The organism is Streptomyces sp. TG1A-60, from assembly GCF_037201975.1.
In the GTDB taxonomy this organism is placed as follows: domain Bacteria; phylum Actinomycetota; class Actinomycetes; order Streptomycetales; family Streptomycetaceae; genus Streptomyces.
Genome location: NZ_CP147520.1, coordinates 511,013 through 527,650, shown reverse-complemented (window position 1 = coordinate 527,650; position 16,638 = coordinate 511,013). Strand labels below are relative to the sequence as shown.

Below are 16,638 nucleotides of genomic sequence, written 5' to 3'. Positions count from 1 at the left end.
CCGCGAGCCCATGGCCGCCGGGGCCTTCGGCAGCGTGTACGCGGGCCGACGCGTCGGCCCGTCCGGGGAGCCACCGTCCGTGTCCGCGCTGAAGTTCCTGCCCACCGGCACCAGCACCCCACGCCAGCTGCGCCATCTGCGGGAACTCGCCGAGCGCGAGGTGAAGTTGCTGAGCCGGCTGCAGGCGCCACGCCTCATCCGGTTGTACGAGACGCTGACGGTGGACGACCCCGGGCACCCGGAGCTCGACGGCGCCACCGTCCTCGTACTGGAGAAGGCCGAGGAGTCCCTCGACGCCCTGCTCTCCCGGACGCCGAGACCGCGCGGCGGGCCCGAGCTGCTGGCCCAGATCTGCGCCGGCCTGTACCAGCTGCACCACGCGGGCTGGGTGCACGGCGACCTCAAGCCACCCAACGTCCTTCTCATGAAGGACGGTTCGGTGCGCCTGGCCGACTTCAACATGGCCGCCGAGATGGAGGGCACGCACGCGTACACCCCCGCCTTCTCCACGCCCGACTACACCCCGCCCGAGCTGCTCTGGTCCGAGATCGGCGAACGCGGCCGCCAGATCCGCCCGGCGGCGGACGTCTGGGCCTTCGGCGTACTCGCCCATGTCGTGCTCACCGGCTCCCAGCCGCTGCCGGGCTCCACCCCGTCCGCCCGCCGGGACGCGGCGGTGCGCTACGCGCGGGGCCATGACGAGTTGCGCCTCTCCCCCGAACTCCCCTCCCCCTGGCAGCAGATCATCGCGGACTGCCTGGCCCGCACGCACCGGGAGCGCGCCGTCCACGACGCGGCGTCACTGCTGCGCAGGGTGGAGTCGGCGGCGGGCACGGCCCGCTCGCCCCGGTCGCACCCGCTGCCTCGGCGGTGGCGCTGGGCCGCGATGGCGGCGGCCGGGCTCGCGGCGCTCGGCTTCGGGGTGAACAACGCCCTGGCGGGGGCGGGCGAGACAGCCGCGGGCGCCGTGGGTTATGACCGGTGCGACAAGGGCAGCGTCTGCTTCTTCACCGAGCGGGACGGCATGGGCGAGATGTGCGCGTGGGACGGCGACGACAACGACTGGACAGCAGGCGAGAACCATTGCGGCTGGGCCGCCCCGAAGAAGGCCCGGTCGGTCTTCAACAACGGCCACGACACCGACGCGGGCGAGGAGTTCGTCGATGTCGCCTACTACGCGCAGAAGCGGCTGCGGGAGCCTCTGGGCTGCGTCGAGGTGGGCGCCAGGGAGAACTTCACCGCGCCGCTGCGGACCCGGTCGCACATCTGGGAGAAGAAGTGCCGAGCCAGTGATGCGCGCCCTTCGGCGGCCCAACCCTCTGAGATACGAGTACGCGGTGACGGCCCTCCGGCGGGACGGTGAGCGGAGCACACCCTCCGCCGGGCACGCCGCCCGGCCCTGCGAAAGGGGTCCGATGCCGCAGAGCAAGAGGAAAGTCCGGCGCCTTGGACACCGGCTGCGTACGGCGATGCTCGCCTGTGCGGCCGCGCTGTCGCTGGGAGCCGCCGCGATGTCCGGCGCTTCGGCTTCCGGTTCCGCTTCGGCTGCTGGTTCCGCCTCCGCCGACGGGGCATCGGTCACGCAGGCGCCGCCCCCGGGCAAGCCCGCCTTCCAGATGCCGTTCTCCTGCCAGAGCCAGTGGCAGCTCAACACCTACGACGCCGGGCACGACCCCGCACTCGACATCGTGGTGAAGGGCAACACCGGATCCGACGGCCTGCCCGTACAGGCGTCCGCCGCGGGGACGGTCACCGCGACCTACTGGGACAACGGCTCGGGGAACACCATTCAGGTCAAGCACGCGGGCGGCTGGTTCACGGCGTACTACCACCTCAAGGACGCCCCCGACCGCTACGTCAAGAAGGGCGACAAGGTCCAGCCCTCGACGCGCATCGGCCGGATCGGCGCCTCCGGCGGCACGAGTTGGGCCCATCTCCACTACGAACAGCGGTACTTGGCGACCGGCGACTTCACCGACGAAAGGCACCGCAAGCCGGTCCACTTCAACGGCGTCGAGTACACGGGCGTCGGCAAGCAGTGGCCGAGCGTGACCAGCGCCAACTGCGGCGACTCCGCCGCCTGGAAGGACTGCCCGCCGGGCTCGGTGTGCTTCTACTCCGGCACTGACGGAACCGGCAGCGTGTGCCGGACCGACAGCGACGACCCCAGCAGCGCGTGCGGTCTGCGCAAGTCGTTCTTCAACAACGGCAACGTTCAGGAGGGCTACGACCACGTCCAGGTCACCTTCGTGGAGGGCGGCGGCGCCTGTCTGCACCGCGGCTGGGACGAGGGCCGGGGAAACTTCGCCTCCGGCGGCCGGACCATCGACTCGGTGCGGTGGCGGGGCGAATGCCCGGCCTGAGCGGGGGTTTCGCCGGCGCGTACCGCCACTCCTCTGATGTACGAGGTACCGGCACCCGGCCCGGTCGGCCATGGTGTGAACACGTCACCGGGAGCGGCGTGGCACACCGGAAGCGACATCACTGAACGTCGCCCACAACGCCCGGCCGCACCTTCATGCGCCTCGATCGAGGCAGACCAAGGGGGAACAAACATGCGCAAACTAGGTGTCACCATCGCCACACTCGCCCTGACGGCCGTCGGCCTGGGCGTCCCGGCCACTTCAGCCCAGGCCGCCAGCGGTTACGACCGCTGTGTGAGGGGCGACGTCTGCTTCTTCTCCGGCAGCGGCGGTAGCGGAAGCATGTGCAGCTGGGACGCCGACGACAGCGACTGGCGGGGCGGTGCCATCACGTGCTCGTGGTCGGGCACCACGAAGGTCAGGTCGGTATACAACAACGGCTACTCGGGAGGCTACGACACCGTCAAGTACTACCGCTACGCCAACTACAGCACCTACGAAGGCTGCGCAGCCAACGGCTTGAAGCACACCTACTCGACCCCGAAGACCCTCCGCTCCCACAAGTGGGCCACCAGCTGCTGATCGGGCAGCCCAGCGCCCCGGCGCCGCGCGAAGCGCGGACGGCGCCGGGGCGCTGGGCTGCCCTCCGGGGGGCACGGCCGACCCCGACGACGAGACCGGTCGCGGTCCTGCCCTGATCGACGCGATCACCCTGTGCCGAGCCGCCGGGCGGGATCAGCGCACGGCCGGACCGCCACTCGGCGCGCGCGTGGCGGCGCGCAGCACGGCCGCCCCGACCGGGGTGAGGGTGTGCAGCACCGACGGGCCGTTGCGGTGGCTGGTGATGAGTCCGGCGTCGCGCAGAGCGGTGGCATGCCTGCTGGCGGAGGACGCGGACACGCCCGCCGCGCGGGCGATCTCACCGGTGGTGGCGCCGGCCGCGATGACCCGCAGCGCAACGGCCCGCGAGCTGCCGAGCAGGACGGTCAGGGGAGTTGACGGCGATTCGGCCAGGGGGTGCGACGCCGGGACGGTCGGCTCGTGCAGCAGCGGGTAGCACAGGACCGGCTGCAGCTCAGGAGCGGCGAGACTGACCGGGGCGTCCCAGGAGAAGTACGACGGGACCAGCGTCAGGGCACAGCCTCGCCGCCCGCCGCTACGCCCTGTCCGGGAACCGCCGCGCCCTGCACGGCACCGTCCTCTGACCGTCGCCGTTCACTGACACCCGACTTTTACTGTGAGCCACACACCCCGTTTTCCCTGGTGGACGGGGTGCGCTGTGAGGCTGTCAGGTGTGAGGCGAGGGCCTGCGGCGGGGACCTGGTGCTGCTCCTGGTGGTGGTCGTCTGATGGGGGCAGGGTGGTCTCGTGGATGCAGCGCAGTATTTGCATGGGCCCGCGTAGCACAAGGGTGCTGCACGGGTCGGAGGCCGGCCCCAGTGTGGTGCGACGGGTGGCGCTGGTTCTGCTGGTCCAGAACGATCCGGTGTAGCTGGTGCTACCGGCGTGCTGCTCCGTCCCGGTCGGGAACGACGACGGCACCCTCCTGGTCTGGAGAGCGCCGTGGTGGTGCGGGCGGGGCGGCGGTTCAGCCGGCTAGCCGGAGGGAGGGCCTGACCTCCGCGGCGGGTGCGTCCTCGCCGCCGTCCGGGTCGGGGTCGAAGTCGGTGCCGGTGCGGACATCACGTACCCGCGGGGGCCTGATGTCGCCGGTGGGGAAGTTGATCGGCCACAGGTGCGTGTCCGGGGCCTTGAGGTGGTTGGTCATGTGGGCGAGCGACTCGTAGCCGGCCAGAAGCGGGTGGATCAGGAGCGTGCCCTTGCGCTGCCGTTCGCTGATGATGCCCTTGTCGCGGAGCTGCCCGATCGCTCGGGAGACTGCGGACTGCGACAGACCGAGGCGCTCGGCGAGTTCCTGCTGGCGGATGTGCACTAGATGCAATACCGGTGATTTAGGTTGTTTTCCGGCGGGTCGGCTTGGTCTTGGTCGGCCCGACGAGGGTCACGTGTGGAGTTTCCGGCCGGGGCGGGTTGTGGTGCTTGGCGCGTTTGAGCTTCCAGTTGGACATCTTGCGTTTGATGACGCGCGGGCTGGAGCGCAATCGCCGGGGTGACAAGAGCCGTTCACGGATCTCATCCAGGGCGGTGACCAGTGCCCGGGCCAGTCGGGAGGGGGAAACGCCGCCTGGTCGGTGACGTGGCGGCGGACGACGCGCAGGGTGCGGGTGAAGGAGATCCGGTCCGGGTCCTGCTCGGATTGCTGTGCGGCCTGGTGCATCAGATCCCGCAAGGCGTGGTGCACCAGCAGGAAGGCGAAGATCTCCTGCTCGGCGCCGCGGGGATGCTGGGAGCGCAGGACGAGGCGGGGGCCGCCGAGATGGGTCTTGATCTCATCCAGCGTGCTCTCGATCTCCCATCGCTGGGCGTACAGCGCGGCCAGCGACGCGGCGGGGGCGGCCTTCGGGTCCAGGATGGTGGTGATCAGCCGGTACACCGTGTCGCTGCCGCCGCGGCCGAGGGTGTACTCGATCACCCGGACCCGGGCCGGGTCCGCGCGACGGTTCTTGTCCCGGGCCACGACGATCTCCGAGAGGTAGGAGCCGTCCTCCAGTAGGGCCCGGACGGGGAGTACGGCGTCGTTCTTGACCCGCCACAGCAGGTCTGCGCCGGTTGCGGCGGCGGCCCGCCACAGGTCAAAACCGCGAAAGCCCCGGTCGGCCAGCAGCAGCATGCCCGGCGTCAGTGAGCTGAACAGGCGCCGGGCCAGCTCGGTTTCATGGACAGCCAGCGGTCCGGCCTCGGCCGCGAAGACGGCGTGGGTGCCGCACTCGGCCAGCGCGGCCACCCTCACCTGCGGATAGGCGCTCTTCTCCCCTCCGCGGCTGACTCCCGGGCGGCCGAAGAAAGCGGCGTTGGCCTCGGTGTCCGGCACGTCGAAGGTGGTGCCGTCCACCGCGACCAGCCGCCACCCCCGATACCAGGCCCCGCTCGTTTCCTCGGTCGCCACGGGCCGGCACACCCGGGCAAACAGTGCTTTCAACGGCTCCGGGCCCAGTCGCAGACGGGCCCGGCCGATCGCCGCGGTGGTCGGCACCCGCCAAGTCCCCTTCCACCGGCCCATCCGCTGAAGTCCGTGCGTCAGAAGCCGGGCGACCTCCTCATAGCCCTGCCCGGAGAACAGGCACATCGCCAGCACGAAATAGACCACCACCCGGGCGGGCAACAGCCGCTGGCGCTGCTCGACCCGGCCGCATCCCGCGACCACCTCATCCACCAGCTCCGGCGGAAACGCGCGGGTAAGCACACCAATCGCGATCCGATCCGACAACCGGTCATCCGACGACGACTTCACCTGTCCGGGCCTTGGCACACCACACCCAACGACCCTAAGACTCCGTTGCCCAATTCGCCGTGGCTGCGATGCCCAGTGGGAGATGATCTGCCGTGTCGTCATGAGTGGTGCGAGCCCTGGGATGGTGCGGATGTCGATGCGGCCGGAGGGGCTGCCTGTGGTTCCGGAGGAGACAGCGAGGGTGGCCGGAGCCGCTTTCCCGGCCGGGAGCCTGCCGATACGCCTGCGTGACCGGCTGGAAGCGGTCTTCGACGATGAGCCGTACACCGACGCGTTCGGGGTGCGCGGCGCCCCGGGGTTTTCCCCGGCGGTGCTCTCGCTGGTCACTGTCCTGCAGTTCACCGAGGATTGACCGATCCCGGCTTCGACTTCAGCGTGCTGGCCAAGTTCCGCGCCCGCCTGATCGAGCACGGCATGGAACGCCTGGTCTTCGACCGGCTCCTGGAGCACTGCCGCGCCGAGGGACTCGTTGCGGCCGGTGGCAAGCAGCGCAGCGACTCCACCCATGTCATCAGCGCGGTGCGTGACTTGAACCGGCTGGAGTTGGCGGGCGAGAGCGTGCGCGCCGCGCTGGAGGTGCTGGCCGCAGCCGCGCCCGAGTGGCTGGCCGGCGCGGTGGATGTCGCCGAACTGGCGCACCGCTACGGCCCGCGCGTGGACGGGTGGAAGCTACCGGCCTCGAAGACCGAGCGGGACCGGCTCGCGGTGGTGTTCGGGCAGGACGCGCTGATGCTGTGCCGGGCGGTGCGCGTGCCCGGCGCCCCACCGTGGCTGGCGGAGCTTCCCGCGGTGGAGCTTCTGCGGCAGGTGCTGGTGCAGACCTACTGCATCGAGACCGGCGCGCGGGGACGGGAGGTGATCAGGAAGCGGGAGGCCGAGACAGACGGCGTCCCGCCCGGTCATATCCGCCTGGCCTCTCCCTACGACGCGGATGCGCGGTGGGCGGCCAAGGGCGAGGAGCTGTTCTGGCTGGGCTACAAGATTCATCTGACCGAAACCTGCAACACTCCCGCCGAAGCCGAAGCCGAAGCCGAAGCCGAAGCCGAAGCCGAAGCCGAAGCCGAAGCCGAAGCCGGGAACGGGAACGGGAACGGGAAGCGCGTCGCGGCGCCGCCGAACCTGATCACCGACGTGCACACCACGAAAGCGACGGTGCCGGACGTGAAGGCCACCGCCGGCATCCAGCAGCGCCTGGATGAACGCGGCCTGCGCCCGGGCGAGCACTATCTGGACTCCGGCTACCCGAGTGTGGACCTGCTGGCCGCCGCCGGCAGGGACGGGACCGCGATGGTCACCCCGCTGCCGGCCGACAACTCGCCGCAGTCCAAGGCCGCCGCGGGGTTCGACAAGAGTGCTTTCCGCGTCGACTGGAAGGCGCGTCAGGCCACCTGCCCGGCCGGCCGCACCAGCGCCGGGTGGTATCCGGTCACCCAGCACGGCAGGCCCGCCATCGTCGCCCAGTTCGCCTCCACCGACTGCCGGGCCTGCCCGTCAAGGACGCAGTGCACCTCCTCCCGGAAGGTCAGTCGGATACTCACCCTGCGGCCGAAAGAGCTGCACGAGATCCAGACTGCCTCCCGCGCCGAGCAGAAGACCCAGACCTGGCGGGACAAGTACAAACTGCGCGCCGGGGTCGAGGGCACGGTCAACCAGGCCCTGGACATGACCGGAATCCGCCGCGCCCGCTACCGAGGACTGGCCAAGGTCCGCCTCCAGCACCTCTTCTCCGCCACCGCCCTGAACGTCATCCGCTCGACGCCTACTGGAGCACCACCCCGCTCAGCAGACCCCGGACCAGCAGACTCGAACGCCTTGCCTACATGCTCACAGCCTGACCGGCGACCGCTCGGAATTGGGCAACGGAGTCTTCAAGTGCGTAAAGGCGCGAGGAACCTGGTACTCAAAGAGGCAGGGGAAGCGGCCCAGGTCCAACACGAGGTTTTCGTATCCGATGCGGCGATGGCGCGCGCGACCGCCTACAACCCTTCGGTGATCACCGAGTCCCACATCGACGTGGTCAGAGACGGACCCGAGCCGGCGCGGTACACCTTCAGCGCACCTTCAGCGCACCTTCGGCGCCCCCCACGGACAGCGGTGCGACTGCTCCGACCTACCGCCGAACATGGGTCTTCGCGAGCGGGGAATGCGCTGGCCAAGAACTGATCCCCGCGCTGCGCCGGTTCCTCGACTGGATGCGCGACGAGGCCATCTCCAGAGCTGAGGCCGCCTGATCCCCAAGGTGCCAGCGACCCGCCGGGTCGTCAGCCGATCGGTGGCACAGTCGGGTGGTCTGATCGAACCGCTGGATCGTTGGAGTATGTGGTTCGTTCAGACCGGATCCTGGAGGTCACCGTGTCCGAGACCCTGTACGGGTTCGACTGTCTGCGCCTGCAAGCCGCGCGGAAGGAAGCCAGCCTGACGGTGGCTGAGATCGCTCGGGTTAGTGCGTTGTGGCAAACCGGATCTTGTTCGAGCGGCAGCGGGTGATGATCTGGACGGAGGTTCGGGTGCGGTCGCGGGCATGAGAGAACGGGCCCCTTGGTAGTGACGCGGTTACGACACCAGCACGACCAAGGAAGCCCGTTGCCTGATCAGTTGAGCAGTATCTCTGTGCATGCGTCCACCGCGGTCACCCCTGGGTGTGACTGCTACGTGCACCGGTTCGGTTCGCTCGCTCCGGGACGGCGGGCAGGCTGCTATCCGAGTGACATGACGGATGCGGAGTGGGCCGAGGTCCGCGCCGCGATGCCGGTGCCGGCCTGGCTCCTGAAGCGGGGCGGGCGTCCGGAGGCGTACTGCCACCGGACAATGCTCGACGCGGTGCGCTACCTGGTCGACAACGGCGTGAAGTGGACGGCTCTGCCGGTCGATTTCCCGTACTGGCGGGCGGTCTACGACTTCTTCCGCCGCTGGCGGGCCTACGACTATGCGCGTGAACTGTACGAACGCCTGCGATGTTCGGCGAGGGAGCGCGCCGGCCGCAACGCCGAGCCCAGTGCGGGCATCATCGACAGTCAGTCGGTGGACGCCTCCGAGACCGTCGGCGAGGACAGCCGCGGATACGACGGCGGCAAGTCACGTGACGGCCGCAAGCGTCACATCCTGACCGACACCGAGGGCCTGCTCCTGGAAGTGACCGTGACCACGGCCGATGTGCACGACTCCAAGGCCGCCCCCGCACTGCTGGAGACGTTCATGCAGCAGCCGGGCCGGCTGCTGCAACTGGTGTGGGTCGACAGCGCCTACCAGGGTCCGGCGCTGGCGAAGGCGTTCGCCCGTCACGGAGTCCGGACCGAGGTCGTGCGCCGCTCCGACGGACAACGCGGATTTGTCGTACTGGCCCGCAGGTGGGTCGTGGAGCGGACGCTGAGCTGGCTGGCCCGCTCACGCCGCCTCAACCGCGACCACGAACGCCGCCCCGACCACCATGCCCAGATGGTGTGGTGGGCCGCCGTGATCAGACTTTCCCGGCGCCTGGCCGCAGACGCTCCGCGCTGGCCGGAGAAGCGTCCCGGCCGACTGCTCCGGGCGCGGGCATGAACCGTCCGTCCTTCGCCCGCACCAGCCAGCCCCGCTTCTCCAGCACATAGGCACGGTGCCGGATCTTCTCCACCTCGTTCTTGATCTCCGCTTCCCGGCCCACCGCCCGCGTCAGCTCCACCCCGTTCACCGGCCCCGAAGCGGCCACCACCGCGGCGAACACCTCCCGATACAAGCCGCCGAGCACCTCCTCGCCCATGCCCGACCGCCACACCGGCGGCCGCTCGCCATGCCCCGCGCCCGGGCCGCCCGATCCCACGGCGACAGCCATCTCACCACCGGACGGCACCAGAACCGGCGTATTTACCGGGCTCTCCACGGCCAGCACCGACACAAGCTCCTCACGCCCCACCCGGGCCCGCTCGACCCGCTCCCGCGCGGCATCCACCTCCGCCTGAGCCTGCTCCAGGACCTCCGTCCAGGACTCCAGATCCTGCCTCGCCCGCGCCTCACGCTGTTCCATCAACCCCAGCACCGACGGCATCGCACCCTCCTCGATCCACAACAAGCCGTCCGCTGCCTGCCCCTACCCCAAGGCGATCATGCCCCGCACACGAAGAAGCCCCTGCTCATCGAACAGGGACTCCCTTTGCCACAACGCACTTACGGGCGCGAGCGACCGGGCGGTGAGCTTCTACCTCAGCGGTCAGCGGCACCCGCGAGCAGAGGTGTTGCCCCGCCTAGCCCGTGCGGTCGGGGTGGCCGATCCGCTCGACCTGTGCGACCTTCCGAAGGACGGTGAGCGGATCGTCCACCTGCGGGTGCGGGTCGCGAAGGCCCTGTCCTCCCGAAGCTACGGCGAAGTGACAAGTAGCTCTCTGTAATCATAGTGACGCTCGGTCAGGGGTAGCGGGGCGAGGTCCGGGGACTTCGCCGACCTGGAGGGCTGTGAAGTCGGCGTGGGCCTGTTCGACGGCTTCGGGGTACGCCTCGCGCTTGGCGTGCTCGGCCAGCGCCCGATAGATGCTCGCCACCGAGGGGTTCTGGCCCTTGCGTTTGCCGGTGGGGATGATCAGGTCGGGCTGGATCTGCTCGACGGACTCGCCGCCCGCGCGGCGCCGGAGCACGGTGTGGAGCATGTCGTCGGTGATGACCGGGGGCCGGCCGCCGTGCTTGCCCTTGCGTGCCGCGGTGTCGAGCCCTTCCAGGGTCGACTCGCGGATGTTCTCCCGCTCGGTCTCCGCCATCGCCGCGAAGAATGCGAACAGCAGCTTCCCCGGGCCGGTGGGGTCGTAGACGCCGGGCAGGGGCCCGGCGAGCATCTCCAGGACCAGGCCGTGGGCGGTTAGGTGGTCGGCGAGCGCGGTGAGTTCGGCGGCGTCGCGGCCGAGCCGCTTCATCTCGTACACGGTGAAGATGACCTGGCAGTGCGGGGCGTGCGCCTTGACCTCCCGCGCCGTCCTCAGTGCCTCCTCGAACTTCGGGCGGACCCGCACCCGGGTGCTGATCTTCTCGCTGAAGATCTTGTCTCTCGGGATGCCGTGCTTGCTGAGCGCGTCGAGCTGGGAGTCGAGTTCCTGCCCGAGGGTCGAGCACCGCGCGTTAGCTCTGCGGTTTGAGTGTGTCTCGTGAGGGTGAAGTTCTGTCCCTCGTATGAGTGTTAGCTCTTGCTCTGTCTCGTGTCTCACTCCAGGTTCGATCCGTGATCCTTCACTACTTCAGTTCCGCCGGGTGGGAAGAGTGGGGCCTGCACGACCGGCCCGTCATCCGGGAGGCCATGCCCGTCCTTATCGACGAGGACCTCTGCTTCGAGGACGCCGCAGGCCCGCGTCCGACGATGATGATGAACCTGTGGCTCCGGGAGTTACCGGTCAGCGGGGCGCCGTCACCGAAGTCCTGGCGGACGTACGCCCAGGCGCTCAAGGGCTGGGCCGAGTTCCTCGACGCCCGCCGGATCTCTGTCTTCGCCGAGCGGCAGCGGCTTCGGGATGCGTTGTCGATGTACGCCGAGTACCGGCTGTCCGGTCCGCTGGAGGTGAGGCTGAGCCCGGCGAGCTGGAATCTGGCGGTCAAGACGCTCTCGTCCTTCTACCAGTGGGCGGCGGCCGAGGAGTACGCGCCGACGGTCCCGTTCTCCTACATGCGGCAGTCGATGACGCGCCCGGACGGTGCGCGGGTGGAGGTGGCCAGGAATCTGGCGACGGTGCGTACAGGAAACGCGCACGCGACGCGGAAGTACCTGGAGAGGCCGTACGCCGAGCTGCTGATGCACGCGTTGGCGGGCAACGACCCGGCGGGCGAGCGGGATGTCTCGTTTCGGGGGCGGGAGACCGGCCGCAACGCGGCCGTGATCGGCCTGGCGCTGTCCAGCGGGCTGCGGTCGCAGGAGTTCACGCATCTGACGGTCTACGAGGTGCCGCCGCTGCCGCGCCGCCGCACGGCGGTGCCGGTGCCGCTGGTGCTCGCCGCGCCGACGGCGAAGGGCAGGAAGGGCCGGTCGACGTGGATCGGGTACGAGGACCTGGCTCGGGTCCACGACTACATCGGCTGGGAGCGGGCCGCAGCGTCGGAGGGCTCGCGCTGGCGGCCCCGTGCCCCGCTGTTCGTCGAGGCCCCGACGCACGACGGCGCGCTGATCAACGGAACGCGCCGGCGCTGGCACACCCTCACCCCGGCCGAGCGGCTGCGGCTGGTGGCACCCGGCGGAGGCAGCGCGCTGCTGGCGGTGCAGGCCGGCGGGAAGCCGTTCGTCGACTGGGCGACCGTCCTGCGCCGGACCGCGCAGCGGATCCGGGACCGCTACGAGCCGTCCTTCCCGCATGTCCATCCCCATGTCACCAGGCACACCTTCGCCATGGCCACGCTGGAGAGGCTGGTGCGCGGCTACTACCAGCAGGCCGCCCAGCTCGTCGTGGACACGGGCGGCGACGACGCCTTGGCGCTCTATCTGACCAAGGCCGATCCGCTGCTGGTGCTGCGCGATTTGTTGGGGCATACCAGTGCCGCCACCACTCAGGCGTATCTGCATCTGCTCGACACCCAGCGGATCTACCGGGACGCCCACGCGACCGCCGGAGGAGCCTTGGCCGTGGATGCCGCCGCGGTCGCCGAGTTCGAGGGCGAGGTCTGATGCCGGCCGAGATCCAGCAGCCCCTGGCGGTGCTGTTCACGCTGCCGGACGGCGTCATCCACCACGGTGTCCTGCACGATCTACCGAATCAGCAGCTGGCTGCGGACCTGGCGGTGGGACTGGTAGCAGCCACGCATCCGCACGGGCCGATCCGCACCCGCTCGGTGGCCAGGCAGTACATGACGACGATGCGCCGGATGGCGCGCGACTTCGATGCCTGGGGAGCCACGGGCGATCTTGCCGATCTGACCCCGGCCACGCTGGTCCAGTACTGGCTGACCTGCGACTACCACCGCGAACGGCGCATCCGCGTGGTGCTGAACGCCTTCCAGGAGACAGTCGGAGGACTGGACCCGGGCATCTGCCGTCACCTGGCCGGGCGGCGGATCAACAAGGTGGAGAAGAGCCGACCCAACCAGCCCTACAGCGACGGTGAATGGCGGCAGCTTGAAGCCTCCTGCACCAATCAGATCGCGGCGGCCCGCCGCGCACACCGTCAGGTGTTGGAGGCAGCTCGCCGGGGCGCCGATCCGTCCGTCCACGGCGTCACCTTCGACAACCTCGCCTGGCTCTGGCTCCAGGCGGGCCCCGCGGAGGCGAGAAGGGCCGTCGAGCGGTTCGGCAGAGTGGGCGCCGGTGTTGACCGGGCTCAGCTCGCGGCGGTTGAAGCGGCGCTGTTCCCGGCATCGGAGACTGCGTTCGCCTACCTCACGCTGTTCGCGATGCGCACGGGCATCGTCCCTGACGGCATCGACGCCCTGCGACTCGACAACATCACCCGGACCTCGGCGAACACGGTGCTGCTCTCCTACCGCAAGGGCCGGACCGGGGATGAGGCGCTCAACTTGCCCCGTGATGCCGTGCGGCTGCTGGACCGCTGGTTGGAGCACTCGACCCAACTCCGTGAGCATGCCGGGGATTTGATGGATCACCTATGGATCTATGTGGGCTGTGACGGACTCGGGCGGGGGCAGGGCAGGATCTTCGACCGCCCCCGCGGCCAGCGCCAGCGCCGGGCCTGGATGGAGTCCTCGGGCGTTCTCGGCGACGACGGGCAGCCCCTGCCGGTGCACGGCGGCCGGGTCAGGGCCACCTACCACCACCGGCGGGACCGCACGAACTGGACCGGCCGCACGACGATCGACCCCAACCACAGCGCCCGCGTGGAGGGCGATCACTACCTCAGCTCTCACACCCCGGCCCAACTGGACGCGCTGGAGGGCGTCATCGAGCAGGCCCAGGGCGACGTGCGCCGCAAGGCCGCCCCGCCGGTCGTGATCAACGGTGAGGACGCGGCCGCGTTCGCCGCGGACTTCCCACGCCTGGTCGAGGACGCCGGTCTGGACGCGGCGGCCATCAAGGCCCTGCTTTCCGGTGAGCAGGACATGTTCGTCGCCGCGTGCGCCAGCCCGCTCAACGGCCCGCACGCCCCGGCGGGAACCTTGTGTCCGGCCCGGCCCTGGGTGTGTCTGCTGTGTCCGCTCGCCGCGTTCGCGCCCCGTCACCTGCCCAACCTGCTCAGGCTCAAGGAGTACTTCTCCCGGCAGGCCCAGCAGATGACCACCGTGCAGTTCCTGCGGATCTTCGGTCCCTACACGGCCCGCCTGGACGAGGACATCCTGCCCCGGTTCGGTCTGGCCGCCATCGAGGCCGCCACCCGGCAGAGCACCGAGATCAGCGCCTTCTTGCCGCTGCACCTGGAGGAACAGCCCCAGTGACGACTGCCCATGCCTCTTCCCCGGCCCTGGCCGGGCGGCGCCCCTTCCACGGTCTGCCGGTCATCGAGACCGCCGGCCTGCGGCGCGAGCCCGGCAGCCCCCGGCCCGTCTTCGACCAGGATGTCTGGGACCTGACCGGCCTCGCCGACGCCCCGGTGGTGATGACCGCACACCGCAAGATCCTGGACTTCACCGCCATCACCAACCCCCGCTGGCGGCAGGTTGCCCGCGAGTACCTGATGGCGCGGATGGCCCCGCTCCATCCGGACGTGGCCGTCTTGCCGCAGGCGTTCCGCACCCCACTGAACCCGAACTCGCTCTGGTCCGAACTCAAGCACCTAGCCCTGTGGTTCAACCACCTCACCGTGGTTGGCGTCACCTCGCTGTCACAGGTCCGTCAGCATCACTGCGACGCCTATCTCGCGGCTGCCTCGCGCAGTGTCACCGACCCTGACCGGCTCCTGTTGCCCGCGACCACGGTGGCGATGGTCCGCACCCCGCAGTTCCTCGTCCTCTATACAGAGATCCTCAGCGATTGCTACCAGCCAGGCTTCGCCCCGTGGCCGGGCCGCAGCGCGGACGAGGTCACGGGATATGTACGCAGTGACGAGAACCGGGTGCCGCCGGTCCCGGACACCCTGTTGCGGCCTCTGCTGGCGAACTGTCTGTACTTGCTGGAGACGATCGGCCCGCTGCTGGCGGCCGAGGCGGCCGCGGCCCGCACTGCCGACCAGCATGAGGCCGCCTCGCGGCGGAGCCTGCTGGTCACTGAGGTCGATGGCCTGCGGGAGGTCATCGAGCGACGGCGAGAGACCGGGCTTCCCGCTGCACGGGCCACTGAAGCGACCGTCACTCAGCGCTTGCAGCGTGGATGGGATCCGGGTGACCCGCTCCTGCACATGTCGTGGCATCCGCTCGTCGTTCAGGCAGCGGGGGCCATGGGGCACCGCAGGGACCTGGAGACTCTCCGTCCCGAACTGGAACGATGGGTGAGTGAGTGCGGCCTTCAGCAGCCCTGGTGTCGCGATGCGGCACCGGTGCCCCGCCCCGATGACGGCACTTTGGTGCCTTGGACTCTGCCCTTGGCCAGGCACCAACTGGACGCCACGGTCTATGTCGTCACCTCGGCTGCCTACTTCCTCACCTCAGCGCTTTGCGGGATGCGTTCCTCGGAGTTGGCGGAACTGACGAGCGGCTGCCGCCAGCAGGAAGAACGGCCCGGTGGCGGCACCCGCTACCGTTTGGTCTCCCGCCGCATCAAGGGCGAGGCGTTCGGGGGGACCGAGGACGCGTGGGTGGTCACCGAAGACGTGCACCGGGCCATCACCATCGCCGAAGCCCTCACCGGCACCGCCCCGGGTGAACGGCTGTTCGCCAAGGCATCCAACAACAGCGGTCGCCGCTATACGGCCCTGAGTTCCTGGGTGAACGGCGAGTACGGACAGCGGCTCGGGCTGGAGCCCATCCCCGACGGCCCGGTCAATCCCCGAGCCCTGCGGCGCACGCTCGCGATGGCCATCGCCCAGCGCCCGCACGGCCTGATGGCCGTGAAGCTGCACCTCAAGCATGTCAGCGTCGCCACAGCCGAGGGCTATGCCGCCCGCCCCGGCGGACACCAGGCCGCCTTCGCCGCCGAAGTCGCCGCCGAGGAAGAAGCCGAACATCTGCGGCTGACCGTCGCCGCCTACGAGGACTACCAGCGCGGCATCCTGCCCAGCGGACAAGGCGCCCGCGACCTCATCGGCGCCTTCAAGACCGTCGACCAGGCCCTGGAGCGGCACGACGCCGGGCCGGTCACCGTCATCGACGACCGGCGCGTCGAGCGTGTCCTCAAAACGAAGGCGAAGACCCTGCACCTCGGTGTCGGCAACTACTGCTGGTTCTCCGATCCGGGCAAGGCTTTGTGCCTGAAACTCGCCGGCACCCCGGACGCCGACGAACCCCTCATGGGGCTGTGTGACTCGGCCCGCTGCCCACAAGCCACCCACCACCCTCAGCACCGGCAGATCTGGGCCGACCACGCCGACAACACCCAGGCCGTCTTCCTCGGCAACCCCAGACTCTCCAAACCTGAACGGGCCCGAGCCCAGGCCGCGTTCGACCGTGCCACCCGCATCGTCGCCGATATCGACGTTGCCGGCCACCCTGACGAGGAGCCGCGCTCATGATGCACAACCCCCAAGCGGAACCCGAGGCCAGGATTCGGAACGCGATGCGGCAACTCCTCACTGGCCCCATTCCCGACGGGCTGAAGTGCGACGTCAAGAGCTTGTGCACCCTCGCAGGAGTACCGCGGGCCACGCTCTACCGCACCTACCCACACATCAAGGCCGAGTTCGACCGTCAGCGCCAAGCCGCCCAGGAAGCCGGACAGCAGCCCGACCCACGCCTGGCTCAGATCGAACGTCTCAAAGCCGAGGTTGCCACCCTGCGCGAGCGCCTGAGCAGGAAGAACACTGAACTAGACGCTCTGAAGGAGTTCCAGGCCACAGCCCTGTCCCGCCTCGCAGCCCAGCACGACGACATCACCACCCTTCGACGACAGCTTGACGCCACCCCGGCAGCGTCAGTCCGCACACTTCCTCGATAGCGTGG

General features: G+C 69.6%; 14 protein-coding genes and 2 pseudogenes. 11 read left to right on the top strand and 5 right to left on the bottom strand.

The genetic code is table 11. The annotated features are described in order from the left end of the window. Positions 1–10 precede the first annotated feature (10 nt). The 3 genes from WBG99_RS01665 (at position 11) to WBG99_RS01655 (ending at position 2,945) form a co-directional block, all read left to right on the top strand. Positions 11–1,363, top strand: coding sequence for a protein kinase (locus WBG99_RS01665; protein ID WP_338900176.1), 1,353 nt, complete (start codon positions 11–13; stop codon positions 1,361–1,363). A 52-nt stretch (positions 1,364–1,415) separates the two neighbouring features. Further along, a complete protein-coding gene (locus tag WBG99_RS01660) occupies positions 1,416–2,363 on the top strand; it encodes a peptidoglycan DD-metalloendopeptidase family protein (protein ID WP_338894559.1) in 948 nt (315 codons plus the stop codon). A 192-nt stretch (positions 2,364–2,555) separates the two neighbouring features. Further along, positions 2,556–2,945: a peptidase inhibitor family I36 protein gene (locus WBG99_RS01655; protein WP_338894558.1), complete on the top strand. Its 390-nt coding sequence runs from the start codon at positions 2,556–2,558 to the stop codon at positions 2,943–2,945. A gap of 153 nt (positions 2,946–3,098) precedes the next feature. On the opposite strand, the pseudogene WBG99_RS01650 reads toward WBG99_RS01655, so the two are convergent. From WBG99_RS01650 to WBG99_RS01640, 3 genes and pseudogenes are all read right to left on the bottom strand, one after another. Next, a pseudogene (locus WBG99_RS01650) lies at positions 3,099–3,497 on the bottom strand (helix-turn-helix domain-containing protein); the annotation flags it as partial. A 454-nt stretch (positions 3,498–3,951) separates the two neighbouring features. Further along, positions 3,952–4,296 carry a helix-turn-helix domain-containing protein gene (locus tag WBG99_RS01645; RefSeq protein ID WP_338900175.1) on the bottom strand — a complete coding sequence of 115 codons (345 nt, stop codon included), beginning with the start codon at positions 4,294–4,296 and terminating at the stop codon, positions 3,952–3,954. 237 nt (positions 4,297–4,533) lie between these two features. Further along, positions 4,534–5,733 (bottom strand): annotated as a pseudogene (locus WBG99_RS01640) (IS4 family transposase); the annotation flags it as partial. A gap of 163 nt (positions 5,734–5,896) precedes the next feature. Between WBG99_RS01640 and WBG99_RS01635 the strand changes: the two are divergent. The 3 genes from WBG99_RS01635 to WBG99_RS01625 all read left to right on the top strand — a co-directional run bounded on the left by WBG99_RS01635 (position 5,897) and on the right by WBG99_RS01625 (position 9,255). Continuing rightward, the gene (locus WBG99_RS01635) at positions 5,897–6,067 is read left to right on the top strand and encodes a hypothetical protein (RefSeq protein ID WP_338894557.1); all 171 of its coding nucleotides are present in this window, start codon (positions 5,897–5,899) and stop codon (positions 6,065–6,067) included. Beyond that, on the top strand, positions 6,064–7,878 hold the full coding sequence (locus WBG99_RS01630; protein ID WP_338894556.1) for a transposase: 1,815 nt from the start codon (positions 6,064–6,066) through the stop codon (positions 7,876–7,878). Before WBG99_RS01635 ends, WBG99_RS01630 begins: the two co-directional genes overlap by 4 nt. Before the next feature lie 546 nt (positions 7,879–8,424). Further along, positions 8,425–9,255: an IS5 family transposase gene (locus tag WBG99_RS01625; protein ID WP_338894346.1), complete on the top strand. Its 831-nt coding sequence runs from the start codon at positions 8,425–8,427 to the stop codon at positions 9,253–9,255. Here the strand turns inward: WBG99_RS01625 and WBG99_RS01620 are convergent. Further along, positions 9,173–9,739, bottom strand: a complete 567-nt coding sequence (locus tag WBG99_RS01620; RefSeq protein ID WP_338894347.1) for a hypothetical protein — start codon at positions 9,737–9,739, stop codon at positions 9,173–9,175. The two genes, WBG99_RS01625 and WBG99_RS01620, sit on opposite strands and share 83 nt — an antisense overlap. Positions 9,740–9,881: 142 nt before the next feature. On the opposite strand from WBG99_RS01620, the gene WBG99_RS01615 reads away from it, so the two are divergent. Then, positions 9,882–10,079, top strand: a complete 198-nt coding sequence (locus WBG99_RS01615) for a hypothetical protein (protein WP_338894555.1) — start codon at positions 9,882–9,884, stop codon at positions 10,077–10,079. Here the strand turns inward: WBG99_RS01615 and WBG99_RS01610 are convergent, their stop codons facing one another. Beyond that, positions 10,080–10,850 (bottom strand): recombinase family protein, encoded by a 771-nt coding sequence (locus WBG99_RS01610; RefSeq protein WP_338900174.1) that lies wholly within the window; start codon positions 10,848–10,850, stop codon positions 10,080–10,082. A gap of 47 nt (positions 10,851–10,897) precedes the next feature. Between WBG99_RS01610 and WBG99_RS01605 the strand changes: the two genes are divergently transcribed. From WBG99_RS01605 to WBG99_RS01590, 4 genes are read left to right on the top strand one after another with little or no spacing between them, the layout of a single operon-like run. Then, complete coding sequence (locus WBG99_RS01605; protein ID WP_338894554.1) at positions 10,898–12,325, top strand: site-specific integrase; 1,428 nt, start codon at positions 10,898–10,900, stop codon at positions 12,323–12,325. Then, entirely contained in the window at positions 12,325–14,043 is a 1,719-nt protein-coding gene (locus WBG99_RS01600; RefSeq protein WP_338894553.1) for a hypothetical protein, read from the top strand. Before WBG99_RS01605 ends, WBG99_RS01600 begins: the two co-directional genes overlap by 1 nt. Continuing rightward, positions 14,040–16,211: an integrase gene (locus WBG99_RS01595; RefSeq protein WP_338894552.1), complete on the top strand. Its 2,172-nt coding sequence runs from the start codon at positions 14,040–14,042 to the stop codon at positions 16,209–16,211. The genes WBG99_RS01600 and WBG99_RS01595 overlap by 4 nt, the downstream gene beginning before the upstream one ends. Next, positions 16,208–16,633 (top strand): hypothetical protein, encoded by a 426-nt coding sequence (locus WBG99_RS01590; RefSeq protein WP_338894551.1) that lies wholly within the window; start codon positions 16,208–16,210, stop codon positions 16,631–16,633. Before WBG99_RS01595 ends, WBG99_RS01590 begins: the two co-directional genes overlap by 4 nt. Positions 16,634–16,638: the final 5 nt, after the last annotated feature.

What these genes read in the sequence shown, in the direction of transcription:
- WBG99_RS01665 (WP_338900176.1), top strand. Translation starts at nt 11, where the DNA reads ATGGCCGCCGGGGCCTTCGGCAGCGTGTACGCGGGCCGACGCGTCGGC.
- WBG99_RS01660 (WP_338894559.1), top strand. Translation starts at nt 1,416, where the DNA reads ATGCCGCAGAGCAAGAGGAAAGTCCGGCGCCTTGGACACCGGCTGCGT.
- WBG99_RS01655 (WP_338894558.1), top strand. Translation starts at nt 2,556, where the DNA reads ATGCGCAAACTAGGTGTCACCATCGCCACACTCGCCCTGACGGCCGTC.
- WBG99_RS01625 (WP_338894346.1), top strand. Translation starts at nt 8,425, where the DNA reads ATGACGGATGCGGAGTGGGCCGAGGTCCGCGCCGCGATGCCGGTGCCG.
- WBG99_RS01620 (WP_338894347.1), bottom strand. Translation starts at nt 9,739, where the DNA reads ATGCCGTCGGTGCTGGGGTTGATGGAACAGCGTGAGGCGCGGGCGAGG.
- WBG99_RS01600 (WP_338894553.1), top strand. Translation starts at nt 12,325, where the DNA reads ATGCCGGCCGAGATCCAGCAGCCCCTGGCGGTGCTGTTCACGCTGCCG.
- WBG99_RS01590 (WP_338894551.1), top strand. Translation starts at nt 16,208, where the DNA reads ATGATGCACAACCCCCAAGCGGAACCCGAGGCCAGGATTCGGAACGCG.